Origin of the sequence: Variovorax sp. 278MFTsu5.1 (genome assembly GCF_048305045.1) — a bacterium.
GTDB classification, from domain to species: Bacteria; Pseudomonadota; Gammaproteobacteria; order Burkholderiales; family Burkholderiaceae_C; genus Variovorax; species Variovorax guangxiensis.
Genome location: NZ_CP157622.1, coordinates 2,838,581 through 2,851,386, shown reverse-complemented (window position 1 = coordinate 2,851,386; position 12,806 = coordinate 2,838,581). Strand labels below are relative to the sequence as shown.

Here is a 12,806-nt window from a genome sequence, read left to right as displayed (position 1 = left end):
TGAAACCTCTCCTCCAGCCTGCGTCCCCGCAGGCTCCTGACCGTTGAAGGACGTGGCGGAAGAGGCGAAAGGGCTGCGGCGGCCCGCGGCGGGCGCGGTAGGCGGCTGGCCCGGACACGCACTCCCGCAGCGTCCGAAGGCGGTTGCGAAGGCCGGTATCCGGGCTTGCGGAGTGCCACTGCGTGCTGTTGGATGCACGCAGTGGCGGAAGCCCTCGCCTTCCCACGCCCAAGCGCAGTGGCTGCCCGTGCCAATCGAGGAGGCACGAGCCCGAGGGGTTCCAAATCCGCTGACCGTTGCGGGGGCAGCGCAGGAATCGGCGCGTCCATCGATCTCCAGAGAGAACGACGGCGCGGCTCACCTGCTTCCCGTTTAACCCCGTCGCCGTCGATCAGATGGATGGCGTGCGGGGCACCTTCGAACCGTGTGGTCCGGAACGGCGAGTAACCAATGAAAACTGCCGAACCGGAACGGCGGGATTATAGGTAGCGCCCCTCGGGGGCCGGCCCCGAAGCCGGCCGCCAGGCTCAGGAGGCCGGCTTGCCGTCGGGCCCGAACAGCCGCCGCATCATGGCCACGCCCGCCACCAGCGCGTTCGAATAGGTGGCGTAGGGCTCGTGGGCAGCCTCCAGGGGCACGTAGACATGGGTGGTGTCGCCGGGAGAGCCCTCCACGGCCTCCATCAGCACCCAGTAGAACTCCCCCTCCTCCAGCTCGTGGACGGTGAGTGCGATGTTTCTGGGAGAAGGCATGGAGCGAGGATGGCGTTGCTTGCTGACTGCTGAATGAATTGAACAGGCCAGGAAGGCGGGCGGTTGACAGAGCTTTCGGGGTTCTCCTACAGAGGCCCCTGCGGGTGCGACCTAATGTTGTATCCAGGGACTTCCACAAGAACCAGGAGGCAGCATGAAGCACTTCACCCTTGAACCCCGCATGCGCTCGAGCATCGGTGGCGCCTTCTACCCCACCGGCTACTCGATGGTGATGTTCCCGAGCGCGGAAGATGCCGACCGCATCGGCCACCGGCTGATCGAAAAGGGCGTCAGCGGCGACGAGGTCTACCTGCTCCCCGCCGAGACCGTGCTCAGCGAGATCGTGCCCACGGTGAGGATCGCCGACGATCCGCTGCCGTCCGCCGGCACCGACGCGGCAACCGTGCGCGCCTACGCCAAGCTGGCGCGCGAGGGCCACACCGGGCTGCTCGTCAGGACCAAGGACGGCGCGGCGGCCGAGCAGATGATGGAGCTGGTGCGCACCGTGCCCTACTCCATCGCCCAGCGCTACCGCACGCTGGTGATAGAAGACCTCTGAACCGGGCCGGCCTGACCGGACTTCAGGCCGGCACCGCCATCGACACCGCGCGCTGGACCACGTCGCGGGCCATGGCCTGGGCCAGTTCGTGCTCGCCGAGGAACACGGTGGCGGAGGTTTCCTGCGTGAGCAGCCGGGCCTCCTGCTCGTTGTGGCTGCGAATCACCGTCTGGATCGCCGGATTGAGCGTGTGCGCGGTTTCCATCATCTGCCGCACGTTCATGGCGTCGGGCGTGGCCACCACCAGCACGCGGGCGCGTGCGATGTGCGCCTGGATCAGCACCGCCGGGTCGGCCGCATCGCCCCAAACGGCGGGGGTGCCGGCCTCGCGCAGCTTCTCGACCAGTTCGCGGTTCTGCTCGGCCACCACGTAGGGAATGTCGTTGGCGTCGAGTTCGGCCGCGATGCGGCGCCCGACGCGCCCGTAACCCACCAGCACCACCTGCCGCGAGAGGTACCTGGCCTCGGTGGTCATGGGCAGCTCGGCCAGCGGGTCTTCACGCATCTCCAGCCCGCGCGCGAAGGAGGAATGGGCATGCAGCCATTTCTGCATCGGCGCGATCAGGCTGAACCACAGCGGATTGGTGGCGATGGAAATCAGCGCACCGGCAAGCACCAGGCTCTGCCCCTCCACCGGCAGCAGCCCCAGCGACACGCCCAGCCCGGCCAGGATGAACGAGAACTCGCCGATCTGCGCCAGGCTCGCGCTCACCGTGAGCGCCGTGCCCAGCGGGTAGCGGAACACCAGCACCAGCGCGCAGGCCGCCAGCGACTTGCCCAGCACGATCACCAGCACTACCGCCAGCACCTGCAGCGGCCGGTCGAGCAGCACCGAGGGGTCGAACAGCATGCCGACCGACACGAAGAACAGCACCGCGAAGGCGTCGCGCAGCGGCAGCGACTCCTGCGCCGCCCGGTGCGCGAACTGCGATTCGCGCATCACCATGCCGGCGAAGAAGGCCCCCAGCGCGAAGGACACGCCGAAGAGCGCCGCGGACGCGTAGGCGATGCTCACGGCCGCCGCCACCACGCACAGCGTGAACAGCTCGCGCGAGCCGGTGCGCGTGACCTGCCAGAGGATCCACGGGAACACCCGCCGCCCCACCACCAGCATCAGCGCGACGAAGCCGCCGACCTGCAGCAGCGTGAGGCCAAGGGTCTGCCACAGCGGGTCGGCAGTGCCTGCGCCACCCGCCGCGCCCCGGTCGCCCAGCGTGCCCGCCAGCGGCGGAAGCAGCACCAGTACCAGAACCATGGCGAGGTCTTCCACCACCAGCCAGCCGACCGCGATGCGGCCGGTGAATGAATCGAGGATGCCCAGGCTCTCGAGCGCGCGAAGCAGCACGACCGTGCTCGCCACCGACAGCGCCAGCCCGAACACCAGCGCCGCGCCAGGGCTCCAGCCCCACCACATGGCCAGCCCGCCGCCAAGGAGCGTGGCCACCACGATCTGCGCGAGCGCGCCTGGCAGTGCGATCTTGCGCACCGCCAGCAGGTCGTCGAGAGAGAAATGAAGGCCCACGCCGAACATCAGCAGCATCACGCCGATCTCGGCGAGCTGGGCCGCGATGCCCGCATCGGCCACGAAGCCCGGGGTGAAGGGCCCGATGATCACGCCCGCCAGCAGGTAGCCCACCAGCGCCGGCAAACGCAGCCTGGCCGCCAGGAAGCCGAGGATGAGCGCCAGCCCCAGGCCGGCGGCGATCGTGTTGATGAGGGAGACGCTGTGGGGCATCGCTGCATTTTGCAGGAACGATGCCCGGCCTTTTGTTTCAGGAGGCCATCCCGGCCGGCGATCTCAGCCGGCCATCTTGCTCGCCCGGGCCGCGTCCAGCGCCTCGGGCTCCTGCGCTTCCACCCAGCTCTCGTTGTTGAGTCCGGCCTGCAGCCGGTTCTCGTCGAGCTCGTTGGTCCACTTGGCGACCACGATGGTCGCGACGCCGTTGCCGATCAGGTTGGTCAGCGCGCGGGCTTCCGACATGAAGCGGTCGATGCCCAGAATGAGCGCCAGCCCCGCCACCGGCACATGGCCCACCGCCGACAGCGTTGCCGCCAGCACGATGAAGCCGCTGCCCGTGACGCCCGCCGCCCCCTTCGAGGTCAGCAGCAGCACGGCGAGCAGCGTGATCTCCTGCGTGAGCGTCATCGGCGTGTTGGTGGCCTGCGCGATGAACACCGCCGCCATCGTCAGGTAGATGGAAGTGCCGTCGAGGTTGAACGAATAGCCGGTCGGGATCACGAGGCCCACGCAGGTCTTGTTGGCGCCCAGGTTCTCCATCTTCTCCATCATGCGCGGCAGCACCGATTCGCTCGACGACGTGCCCAGCACGATCAGCAGCTCTTCCTTGATGTACTTGATGAACTTCCAGATGCTGAAGCCATGGAAGCGTGCGATGAGGCCCAGCACCACGAAGATGAACAGCAGGCAGGTCAGGTAGAAGGTGCCCATCAGCTTGCCCAGCGAGAACAGGCTGCCCAGCCCGTACTTGCCGATGGTGAAGGCCATGGCGCCGAAGGCGCCGATGGGCGCCAGCTTCATGATGTAGTTGACGATGCCGAAGAGCACGTGCGAGCCCTTCTCGATCACGTCGAACACCAGCGTGCCGCGCCCCCCGAAACGGTGCAGCGCGAAGCCGAACAGCACAGCGATGAGCAGCACCTGCAGGATCTCGCCCTTCGCGAAGGCATCCACGATGGTGTTCGGGATGATGTTCATGATGAAGTCGACCGTGCCGGTCATCTTGCCCGGGCCGGTGTAGGCCGCGATGCCCTTGGTGTCGAGCGTGGCCGGGTCGACGTTCATGCCAGCGCCGGGCTTGAGCACGTTCACCAGCACCAGGCCCACGACGAGCGCGATGCTGCTGACGATCTCAAAATACAGCAGCGCGAGGCCGCCGGTCTTGCCGACCTTCTTCATGTCCTCCATGCCGGCGATGCCCACCACCACCGTGCAGAAGATGATCGGCGCGATGATCATCTTGATCAGCTTGATGAAGCCGTCGCCCAGCGGCTTCATCGCCTCGCCCGCGGCCGGATAGAAGTGGCCGAGCAGCACGCCGATGATCACGGCGGTGATCACCTGCACGTAGAGCGAGCGGTACAGCGGGAGCTTTCTGGCGGATGTGCTTGTTGTGCTTTCCATGTTTGCCTCCGGGGGTTGAAAACTGTAGGACGCGCATCCGCGGTTTTCTATCCGTGGAACCCGCATCGTCGAAATGAAAAGACCCGCCGAAGCGGGTCTTGTCGATCAGGTGTAAGTCAGCATGCTTAATGCATGTGCAGGCCGCCGTTGACGGAGAAGTCGGCCCCCGTGCTGTAGCCGCCTTCATCGGTGGCCAGCCACGAGATGATGGAGGCGATTTCGCTGGGCTCGCCCAGGCGCTTGACCGGGATCGTGGCCACGATCTTGTCGAGCACTTCCTGGCGGATGGCCTTGACCATGTCGGTGCCGATGTAGCCCGGGCTCACGGTGTTGACCGTCACGCCCTTGTTGGCCAGCTCCTGCGCCAGCGCCATGGTGAAGCCGTGCATGCCGGCCTTGGCCGCCGAGTAGTTGGTCTGGCCCGCCTGGCCCTTGGCGCCGTTGACCGAACTGATGTTGATGATGCGGCCCCAGCCCTTTTCCACCATGTCGCCCACCACCTGCTTGGTGACGTTGAACATGCTGTTGAGGTTGGTCTCGATCACCGCGCTCCAGTCCTCGGGCGTCATCTTGAGGAACATGCGGTCCCGCGTGATGCCGGCGTTGTTGACCAGCACGTCGATCGGGCCGTGCGCGGCCTTGGCGGCGGAGAAGGCTTCGACGGTGGATTGCCAGTCGCCGACATTGCCGACCGACGCATGGAACTCGAAGCCTGCGGCTTTCTGTTCGGCCAGCCACTTGGCGTAGTCGCGCGTGGGGCCGCAACCTGCGACCACGGTGAACCCGTCCTTGTAGAGACGCTGGCAGATGGCTGTTCCGATGCCACCCATGCCCCCGGTGACATATGCAACTTTCTTGCTCATGAGATTTCCTTTGTGTAATGGCAAAAGCCTGAACGGCCGCCTTCACTCTAGCGAGTTTCAAGCCATGGGCCCTCTCAGGAAAACACTGAGCCAGGCTTGCAACCAGCTGTCACGAAGATTGTCACGAAGCGGCCTCCGTGCTCAGCCTCTATCCTCTCATCCGTGCGTGTCAGCACGAGCCAATCACCCAAGGAGTTCCAAAGTATGAATTTCGGGATCATCGTCTTCCCCGACGTCGAGGAACTCGACTTCGTCGGCCCCTGGGAAATGCTCACCATGTGGAGCAAGCTCGCCGGCGGTCCGGAGCACTGCCTGATCGTGGCCGAGAAGCGCGAGCCGGTGGCCTGCGCCAAGGGCCTTTCGATCAACCCCCACGTTTCCTTCTCCGACTGCCCCCAGCTCGACTGCCTGCTCGTGCCCGGCGGCATGGGCACGCGCCGCGAGGTCGACAACGTCGTCATGACCCGCTTCCTCGCCGACCAGGCACCCGGATGCACCACGCTGATATCCGTATGCACCGGCGCCTTCGTGCTCCACGCGGCCGGGCTGCTCTCGGGCAAGACCGCCACCACGCACTGGGGGTCGCTCGACCGCCTGCGCGCGCTGGGCGACGTGAACGTGGTGGAGCAGCGCTTCGTGCAGGACGGCAACGTCTGGACCTCGGCCGGGGTATCGGCCGGTACCGACCTGATGCTGGCCTACATCGCCCACACCGCGGGCGAGGAGGCCGCCGCCAAGGTGCAGCTGCAGGCCGAGTACTACCCCGCGGACACCGTCTACGGAAGCACCGCGAGCCACGAGCGTGCGCCGGCCTACGTGAAGCGGCCCGGTCCGCGCTTCCAGGCCAAATGACCGCGCCATCCCTGCCCGAATCCCTGCCCGAATCCTTGCCCGTGCTTGCGGCACGCGTCGGCGAAGCGCTGCGCGCGCGGGGCCAGACCGTGGCGGTGGTCGAGTCCTCGGCCGGCGGACTGGCCTCGGCCGCCCTGCTCGCCATCGCGGGCGCCTCGGCCTACTTCAAGGGCGGCGCGGTCGTCTATTCGAGGCGCGCCGGCCGCGCGCTGCTGAACCTGACCGTCGAAGACATGGCCGGCATGCGCGGCGAAACCGAGCCCTACGCCCGACTCGTCGCGGGCCGGGTGCGCGACACCCACCACTCGACCTGGGGCATCGCCGAGAGCGGCGCGGCCGGCCCCTCGCCCAGCCCCTACGGCGACGTGCCGGGGCGCGTGTGCCTGGCACTCGCCGGCCCGGTCACCGTGAGCCGCACCATCGAAACCGGCAATGCCGACCGGCCGGCGAACATGGATCTGTTCGCCCGGCACCTGCTCGCCCTGTTCGACGAGACGCTGCGGGCACAGGCCACCGACTGAAAAAGATCAGTCCGCCTGCACGCCCGCGGCGCGGATCACCTTGCCCCACTTGCCCACCTCCGCCGCGAGGTGCGTGCGCAGGCTCTCTGGCGTCTGCTTCTCCACCGGCACGATCTCGGAGCTGAGTTCGGCCAGGCGGTGCTTCACCATGTCGTCCTGCAGCGCCGCGCGCAGCGCGACGTTGAGCTTCTCGATCACCGCGGCCGGCGTGCCCTTGGGCGCATAGATGCCGTGCCACACCCGCACGTCGAAGCCCTTGAGTCCCTGCTCGTCCAGCGTCGGGATGTTCGGCATGCTCGACAGCCGCTGCGGCGTGGTCACGCCGAACACCTTCACGCGGTTGCCGTCCTTGATGACCGGCGCGGTCTGCGTGGTCTGGTCGCACAGCAGGTCGACCTGCCCGCCCATCAGGTCGTTGAGCGCCGGGCCCGCACCCTTGTAGGGCACGGTCGTGAGCTGCACACCGATCTGGTTCATGAACAGCAGCCCGCACAGCTGCGACACCGCGCCCACGCCCGCGTTGGCCAGGGTCACCTTGTCCTTGTTGGCCTTCACGTAGGCCAGCAGCTCCTGGTAGTTGTTGGCCGGAAAGTCCTTGCGCGACAGCAGCGTCATCGGCACGTCCAGCACCTGGCCTACGTACTCGAAGTCCTTCAGCGGGTCGTAGTTGAGCTTCTTGTAGAGCGCGGGCGCGGTGGCCATGCCCATGTGGTGGATGAGGATGGTGTAGCCGTTGGGCGCCGCCTTGGCCACCCGCGTGGGCGCGATGGTGCCGCCCGCGCCCACGGTGTTCTCGACGATCACCGGCTGGCCCAGCGACTTGCCCATGGGAATGGCCAGCATGCGCGCCACCACGTCTGTGGGGCCGCCGGCCGAGTACGGCACGACCATCGTCACCGGCTTGTCGGGCCATGCGGCCTGCGCCGATGCCGGCGCCTGGAAGGCCAGCAGGCATGCGCCCGCCGAGGCGGCGATCAGGGTCCTGAATTTCCAGTCTTTCTTCGTTGCTCTCGTCACTTGCTTGTCTCCTTTATGGGTTGTTTGCTCAGGGGTGTCTCAGGGTTGCTGTTCTTCGAGCGCGAGCAGGCGTTCGGCCAGCCGCACCACCGGCGCGTCGACCATGCGCCCGTCGAGGCTGACCACGCCGCCGCCGGCCGCTCGGATGGCCTCGACCACGCGGCGGGCCCACGCCAGTTCCTGCGCCGTGGGGCCGAGCTCCGCATGCACCGGCGCGACCTGGTCAGGGTGGATGCACAGCCTGGCGCCGAAGCCGCCGCGCCGGGCGCGCGCGGTGTCCGCTGTGAGCCGGGCGGTATCGCGCCAGTCGGGCGTCACGCCGTCGATGGGCGCGGCCAGGCCGGCGCGGCGTGAAGCCAGCAGCAGCGCGAGGCGTACCGGCACCAGCTCGGCCTCATCGGCATCGCACGCCAGGCCCAGGTCGGCCTGGAAATCCAGGTTGCCGAAGGCCAGGCGCAGCACCTGCGGGCCGGCGGCGAGTTCGTCGACGGCGGCGAGGCCGGCGGCCGATTCGATCAGCGGCACCAGCGCGGCCGACGGGCCAGCCGCCTCGGCCAGCCGCGAGAGATCGGCTGCGCGCTCCGCCTTGGGCAGCACGATGCCGGCGATCAGTCCCTGCGCGGCGAGCGCTCCGATCTGCGCGCAATCGTCGTCATGCCACGGCGTACCGGCCGCGTTGATGCGCACCAGCAGCCGTCGCCGGTCTTCGGTGGGCAGCGCGGCGAACGAGGCCGCGAGCTGCTCGCGGGCCTGCACCTTGCGCTCGGGCGCCACGGCGTCTTCCAGGTCGACGATCACGCCGCCCGCCCCCGTGGCCAGCGCGCGCGCATGGCGCTCGGGCCGGTCAGCGGGCACGAAGAGAAAGGCGCGCGCCAGCGAAAGCGGCGGCGCGCTCACACCGCCCCCGCCTCGCGCAGCGCGGCGATTTCGGCTTCGCCGCGCCCGAGGCTGCGCAGGATGGCGTCGGTGTGCTCGCCGACCGCCGGGATCGGGTCCATGCGGTAGTCGAATGCGCTCTGGCGCCCGGCCGGCAGCAGGGCCGGGATGTCGCCGGCCGGCGAGCCCACCTGCCGCCAACGCTCGCGCGCCTGCAGTTGCGGATGAGCCCAGAGACCGGCCATGTCGTTCATGCGGGCGTTGGCGATCTGCGCGGTGTCGAGCCGCTCCAGCACCTGCGCCGTGCTCAGCGCGCCGAAGGTCTCCAAGACGATCGAGCGCAGCGCCTCGCGGTTCTCGTTGCGGCGCGCGTTGCTGTCGAAACGGGGGTCGGCGGCCAGCCCGGTCTGCAGCAGCACCTTCTCGCAGAAGACTCGCCATTCGCGCTCGTTCTGCAGGCCCAGCATCACGGTGCCGCCGTCGCCGGCAGGGAACGGACCATAGGGATAGATGGTCGCGTGCGAGGCGGCGCTGCGCGGCGGCGGCGGTGCCCCGTCGTAGGCGTAGTACATCGGGTAGCCCATCCACTCGGCCAGCGATTCGAGCATCGACACGTCGATGTGCGAGCCCTTGCCCGTCTTGCCGCGCTGGAGGAGCGCCGCGAGGATGCCGGTGTAGGCATACATGCCGGCGGCGATGTCGGCGATGGAATTGCCTGACTTGCAGGGCTCGTCGGGCGTGCCCGTCACCGAAAGAAAGCCCGCCTCGCTCTGGATCAGCAGGTCGTAGGCCTTCTTGTCGCGGTACGGGCCGTCCTCGCCGTAGCCCGAGATGTCGCAGACGATGAGCCTCGGATGCTTTTCCTGCAGCGCCTGCGCGCCCAGCCCCATGCGCGCGGCGGCGCCGGGCGCGAGGTTCTGCACCAGCACGTCGGCGTCGGCCAGCAGCTCCTGCAGCACCGCGAGCGCGGCGGGCTGCTTGAGGTCGAGCGTGAGGCTCTCCTTCGAGCGGTTGACCCACACGAAATGCGAGGCCTCGCCGCCCACGCGGGCGTCGTAGGCGCGGGCGAAGTCGCCCGCCCCGGGGCGCTCCACCTTGATGACGCGTGCGCCGAGGTCGGCGAGCTGGCGGGTGCAAAACGGCGCGGCGATCGCGTGCTCGAGCGAGATGACGGTGATGCCGTCCAGGGGTCTTGTCATGTGTTCGTTCCTCCGCTCAGGCCAGCACGGCCGTGGCCTGCATCGTGAGCCAGCCGTCGGCGTCCTCGCCCCACAGGCTGAATGTCTTTGCGTCGGCCTCGGGTTTGCCGTGCACGCGGAACGGCGCGATGTCGAAGGTCGGGCGCACCGCGCGGAACTCGAAGCGCGCCAGCTGCGCGCCCGGCACGTTGCGGCGCAGCAGGTCGACCAGCAGCGTCGCGATCAGCGGTCCATGCACGATCAGGCCCGGGTAGCCCTCGACCTGCGTGACGTAGCGGCGGTCGTAGTGGATGCGGTGGCCGTTGAAGGTGAGCGCCGAGTAGCGGAAGAGCAGCACGTCGTCGGGCACGATGTCGCGGCTGAAGGCGGCGTCCTTCGGTGCGGGCGTGGGCGGCGGGCCGGCCTCGCCAGGTTGTGCAGCGGCGCGGTAGACGATGTCGTGCTCCTCGGTGAGCGCGAGGCCGCGTTCGTTGCGCACCTCGTGGCGCACCAGCACGAACACCAGTTCGCCGGTGCGCCCCGCCTTGTGCGTGACAGAGACGATGCGCGAGGTGCGCTCCGCCCTGTCGCCCACCTGCAGCGGATTGCCCGGCTCCCACGCGAGCCGACCGCCCGCCCACATGCGGCGCGGCAGCGGCACGGGCGGCAGGAAGCCGCCGCGCTTCGCGTGGCCGTCCTCGCCGATCTCCGACTGGCGGTGGTGCGGCAGGAAGTAGAGCCAGTGCCACAGCTCGGGCAGGCGCGTGCCGGCCTGCGGCAGCGGATCGTCACGGTCGAGCGTGGCGGAGAGCGCGCGCACGGGCGCGGCGGTGATGTCGTCGGCCAGCGTTTCGCTGCGGCCTTGCCAGGCCTGCAGCTTCGCCAGCGCTTCGCTGTCGATGGTGGGAGATGGAGTCTGCGCGTCGTTGCTCATGGATTCCTTCGTCGATTCCTGCGTCGTTCAGTCGACCGCGGCACCGGAGGCCTTGACGATCCGCGCCCACTTGGCAAGGTCGTCGTGCAGCAGCGCCGAGAACTGTTCGGGGGTGGTCGGCGCGGCGATCTCCACGCCCTGCTGGTCGAGCTTGTCGCGCAGGTCCTTCGAGGCCAGCGCCTTGCGCGTGGCGTCCTGCAGCGTGGCGAGCACATCGGGCGGCACGCCCGCGGGGGCGAACAGGCCGATCCACAGCGTGCCGTTGTAGCCGGGCACGGCCTCGGCGATGGTGGGCACGTCGGGCAGCACGGGCGAGCGTTTTTCGCCGCTCACGGCCAGCGCGCGCAGCTTGCCGGCCTTGATGTGCGGCAGCGCCGAAGGCAGGCTCGCGAACACGATGGGCAGTTGGCCGCCCAGCACGTCGTTGAGCGCCGGCGCCACGCCCTTGTAGGGCACGTGCTGCATCGAGATGCCGGCCATGCTGTTGAGCATTTCGCCCAGCAGGTGGTTGAGCGTGCCGTTGCCGGCCGAGGCGTACTGGTAGTTCGCGCCCTTCGCCCGCGCGAGCTTCAGGAGCTCGGCGAGGTTTTTCGCCGGAAACGAGGGGTTGACCAGCAGCACGTTGGGCACCGCGCCGACGAGGCCCACGGGCTTGAAATCCTTCTCGGGATCGAAGCCCGGGTTCTTGTAGAGCGCCGGGTTGATGGCCTGGCTGCTGCTGATGGTCATGAGCAGCGTGTAGCCGTCCTTCGGACCCTTGGCCACCAACTGCGTGCCGATGTTGCCGCCCGCACCGGGACGGTTGTCGACCACCACGCTGGCGTTGTTCATCACCTCGCCGAGCTTCTGGCCCACGAGGCGGCCGACGATGTCGTTGGTGCCGCCGGCGGCCTGCGGCACGACCAGCGTGACGGGGCGCGAGGGATAGCTTTGCGCGAGCGCGGGGCCCGCCGGAAGCACGAACGCGGCTGCCAGCGACAGCAGCGCCCATGTGCGGAATTTCGTGTGTCTTGTCGTCTCCATGGTCCGCATCGTCGGCCGCCCCACCCTCGCGCGCAATCTGCGATTTCGGAACCCAGCCTTCTGCAATGCCGAAGGCTGGTGGCATGCCGGCGCCTACCATCACTGCATGCTTTTCGACCTCACCGACCTCCGGCTCTTCGTCGCCACGGCCGAGCTCGGCAACCTGACGCGAGCGGCCGAGCGCCAGCACCTGTCGCTGGCGGCGGCCAGCGCGCGCATCAAGGCGCTGGAAACCCAGGCCGGCCTGCAACTGCTCCAGCGCGAGGCCCGCGGCGTGCGGCTGCTGCCGCCGGGGGAAGCCTTTCTGCATCACGCCCGACTCGTGCTGCACCAGACGGAGCAGCTGCGCGCCGACCTGCTCGAATACGGCGGCGGCCTGCGCGGCCACCTGCGCGTGTTTGCCAACACCACGGCGGTGACGGACTTCCTGCCCGAGATCCTGCCGGGCTTTCTGGCACGCAACCCGCGCATCAACGTCGACCTTCAGGAAAAACCGAATGCTCAGATCCCTCGCGGCGTGCTCGACGGCCGCGCCGACATCGGCATCGTCGCGGGCCGCGTCGACACGCTGGGGCTGGAAGCCATCCACTTCAGCACCGACCGGCTTGTGCTCGCCACCCCGCGCAAGCACCGCTTCGCCAGGCGCAAGAAGATCTCCTTCGCCGAGACGCTCGACGAAGACGCCATCGGCATGCAGCAAGGCAGCACGCTGCAGACCTTTCTCTCGCAGATCACCGACAACCTGGGCAAGCGGCAGAAGCTGCGCATCCAGCTCGGCAGCTTCGACGCAATGTGCCGGATGATCGGCAACGGCGTGGGCATCGGCGTCGTGCCCGAGTCGGCCGCCCGGCGCAACCAGGAAAGCATGCAGCTCGCGCTGATCGACCTCGACGACGCCTGGTGCGTGCGGGAGCGCTACCTGCTGGTACGCGACCGCGCGGCGCTGCCGATCTACGCGCAGGCGCTGGTCGATACGCTATGCCAGCATTACGCAGAACAGCAGGCAGCGCCTGAAAGCTGACGACGGCATCGAAAAAACAGCAACTTGCGAGCGATTGCTGAACAACTCGCTCCCGTCCCCATTTTCTG

The 12,806-nt window shown here is 68.4% G+C and carries 13 protein-coding genes and 1 riboswitch; of the genes, 4 read left to right on the top strand and 9 right to left on the bottom strand.

The window, feature by feature from the left end; translation table 11 throughout:
• Positions 1 to 132 precede the first annotated feature (132 nt).
• A riboswitch (cobalamin riboswitch) is annotated at positions 133 to 434 on the bottom strand.
• Between the two features lie 93 nt (positions 435 to 527).
• A complete protein-coding gene (locus tag ABL844_RS13240) occupies positions 528 to 752 on the bottom strand; it encodes a hypothetical protein (protein WP_126018574.1) in 225 nt (74 codons plus the stop codon).
• A 154-nt stretch (positions 753 to 906) separates the two neighbouring features.
• Here ABL844_RS13240 and ABL844_RS13235 point away from each other — a divergent pair, with 154 nt between their 5' ends.
• Positions 907 to 1,311: a hypothetical protein gene (locus ABL844_RS13235; protein ID WP_126018572.1), complete on the top strand. Its 405-nt coding sequence runs from the start codon at positions 907 to 909 to the stop codon at positions 1,309 to 1,311.
• Positions 1,312 to 1,333: 22 nt separating this feature from the next.
• Here ABL844_RS13235 and ybaL read toward each other — a convergent pair whose 3' ends face one another.
• From ybaL to phbB, 3 genes are all read right to left on the bottom strand, one after another.
• Positions 1,334 to 3,046, bottom strand: a complete 1,713-nt coding sequence (ybaL, locus tag ABL844_RS13230; protein WP_126018570.1) for a YbaL family putative K(+) efflux transporter — start codon at positions 3,044 to 3,046, stop codon at positions 1,334 to 1,336.
• Between the two features lie 63 nt (positions 3,047 to 3,109).
• The gene (locus ABL844_RS13225; protein ID WP_418131582.1) at positions 3,110 to 4,453 is read right to left on the bottom strand and encodes a dicarboxylate/amino acid:cation symporter; all 1,344 of its coding nucleotides are present in this window, start codon (positions 4,451 to 4,453) and stop codon (positions 3,110 to 3,112) included.
• 125 nt (positions 4,454 to 4,578) lie between these two features.
• On the bottom strand, positions 4,579 to 5,316 hold the full coding sequence (phbB, locus tag ABL844_RS13220) for an acetoacetyl-CoA reductase (protein ID WP_093201910.1): 738 nt from the start codon (positions 5,314 to 5,316) through the stop codon (positions 4,579 to 4,581).
• 204 nt (positions 5,317 to 5,520) lie between these two features.
• On the opposite strand from phbB, the gene ABL844_RS13215 reads away from it, so the two are divergent.
• Both ABL844_RS13215 and ABL844_RS13210 read left to right on the top strand, forming a co-directional pair.
• Positions 5,521 to 6,168, top strand: a complete 648-nt coding sequence (locus ABL844_RS13215) for a DJ-1/PfpI family protein (RefSeq protein ID WP_418131581.1) — start codon at positions 5,521 to 5,523, stop codon at positions 6,166 to 6,168.
• Positions 6,165 to 6,689: a CinA family protein gene (locus ABL844_RS13210; RefSeq protein WP_418131580.1), complete on the top strand. Its 525-nt coding sequence runs from the start codon at positions 6,165 to 6,167 to the stop codon at positions 6,687 to 6,689. Before ABL844_RS13215 ends, ABL844_RS13210 begins: the two co-directional genes overlap by 4 nt.
• 6 nt (positions 6,690 to 6,695) lie before the next feature.
• On the opposite strand, the gene ABL844_RS13205 is transcribed toward ABL844_RS13210, so the two are convergent.
• The 5 genes from ABL844_RS13205 to ABL844_RS13185 are packed head-to-tail and all read right to left on the bottom strand — an operon-like array spanning position 6,696 to position 11,717.
• The gene (locus tag ABL844_RS13205) at positions 6,696 to 7,706 is read right to left on the bottom strand and encodes a tripartite tricarboxylate transporter substrate-binding protein (protein WP_184641944.1); all 1,011 of its coding nucleotides are present in this window, start codon (positions 7,704 to 7,706) and stop codon (positions 6,696 to 6,698) included.
• A 39-nt stretch (positions 7,707 to 7,745) separates the two neighbouring features.
• Positions 7,746 to 8,603, bottom strand: a complete 858-nt coding sequence (locus ABL844_RS13200; RefSeq protein WP_418131579.1) for an HpcH/HpaI aldolase/citrate lyase family protein — start codon at positions 8,601 to 8,603, stop codon at positions 7,746 to 7,748.
• Positions 8,600 to 9,781 carry a CaiB/BaiF CoA transferase family protein gene (locus ABL844_RS13195; RefSeq protein ID WP_418131578.1) on the bottom strand — a complete coding sequence of 394 codons (1,182 nt, stop codon included), beginning with the start codon at positions 9,779 to 9,781 and terminating at the stop codon, positions 8,600 to 8,602. Before ABL844_RS13195 ends, ABL844_RS13200 begins: the two co-directional genes overlap by 4 nt.
• Positions 9,782 to 9,797: 16 nt before the next feature.
• Complete coding sequence (locus ABL844_RS13190; protein ID WP_418125494.1) at positions 9,798 to 10,694, bottom strand: FAS1-like dehydratase domain-containing protein; 897 nt, start codon at positions 10,692 to 10,694, stop codon at positions 9,798 to 9,800.
• Positions 10,695 to 10,721: 27 nt separating this feature from the next.
• Positions 10,722 to 11,717: a Bug family tripartite tricarboxylate transporter substrate binding protein gene (locus tag ABL844_RS13185; protein WP_418125493.1), complete on the bottom strand. Its 996-nt coding sequence runs from the start codon at positions 11,715 to 11,717 to the stop codon at positions 10,722 to 10,724.
• Between the two features lie 106 nt (positions 11,718 to 11,823).
• On the opposite strand from ABL844_RS13185, the gene ABL844_RS13180 reads away from it, so the two are divergent.
• The gene (locus tag ABL844_RS13180; protein ID WP_418131577.1) at positions 11,824 to 12,738 is read left to right on the top strand and encodes a LysR family transcriptional regulator; all 915 of its coding nucleotides are present in this window, start codon (positions 11,824 to 11,826) and stop codon (positions 12,736 to 12,738) included.
• The last annotated feature ends 68 nt before the right edge of the window (positions 12,739 to 12,806 follow it).

Coding starts and splice junctions, on each gene's coding strand:
- ABL844_RS13240 (WP_126018574.1), bottom strand. CDS start 752: ATGCCTTCTCCCAGAAACATCGCACTCACCGTCCACGAGCTGGAGGAG.
- ABL844_RS13235 (WP_126018572.1), top strand. CDS start 907: ATGAAGCACTTCACCCTTGAACCCCGCATGCGCTCGAGCATCGGTGGC.
- ybaL (WP_126018570.1), bottom strand. CDS start 3,046: ATGCCCCACAGCGTCTCCCTCATCAACACGATCGCCGCCGGCCTGGGG.
- ABL844_RS13225 (WP_418131582.1), bottom strand. CDS start 4,453: ATGGAAAGCACAACAAGCACATCCGCCAGAAAGCTCCCGCTGTACCGC.
- phbB (WP_093201910.1), bottom strand. CDS start 5,316: ATGAGCAAGAAAGTTGCATATGTCACCGGGGGCATGGGTGGCATCGGA.
- ABL844_RS13215 (WP_418131581.1), top strand. CDS start 5,521: ATGAATTTCGGGATCATCGTCTTCCCCGACGTCGAGGAACTCGACTTC.
- ABL844_RS13210 (WP_418131580.1), top strand. CDS start 6,165: ATGACCGCGCCATCCCTGCCCGAATCCCTGCCCGAATCCTTGCCCGTG.
- ABL844_RS13195 (WP_418131578.1), bottom strand. CDS start 9,781: ATGACAAGACCCCTGGACGGCATCACCGTCATCTCGCTCGAGCACGCG.
- ABL844_RS13190 (WP_418125494.1), bottom strand. CDS start 10,694: ATGAGCAACGACGCGCAGACTCCATCTCCCACCATCGACAGCGAAGCG.
- ABL844_RS13185 (WP_418125493.1), bottom strand. CDS start 11,717: ATGGAGACGACAAGACACACGAAATTCCGCACATGGGCGCTGCTGTCG.
- ABL844_RS13180 (WP_418131577.1), top strand. CDS start 11,824: ATGCTTTTCGACCTCACCGACCTCCGGCTCTTCGTCGCCACGGCCGAG.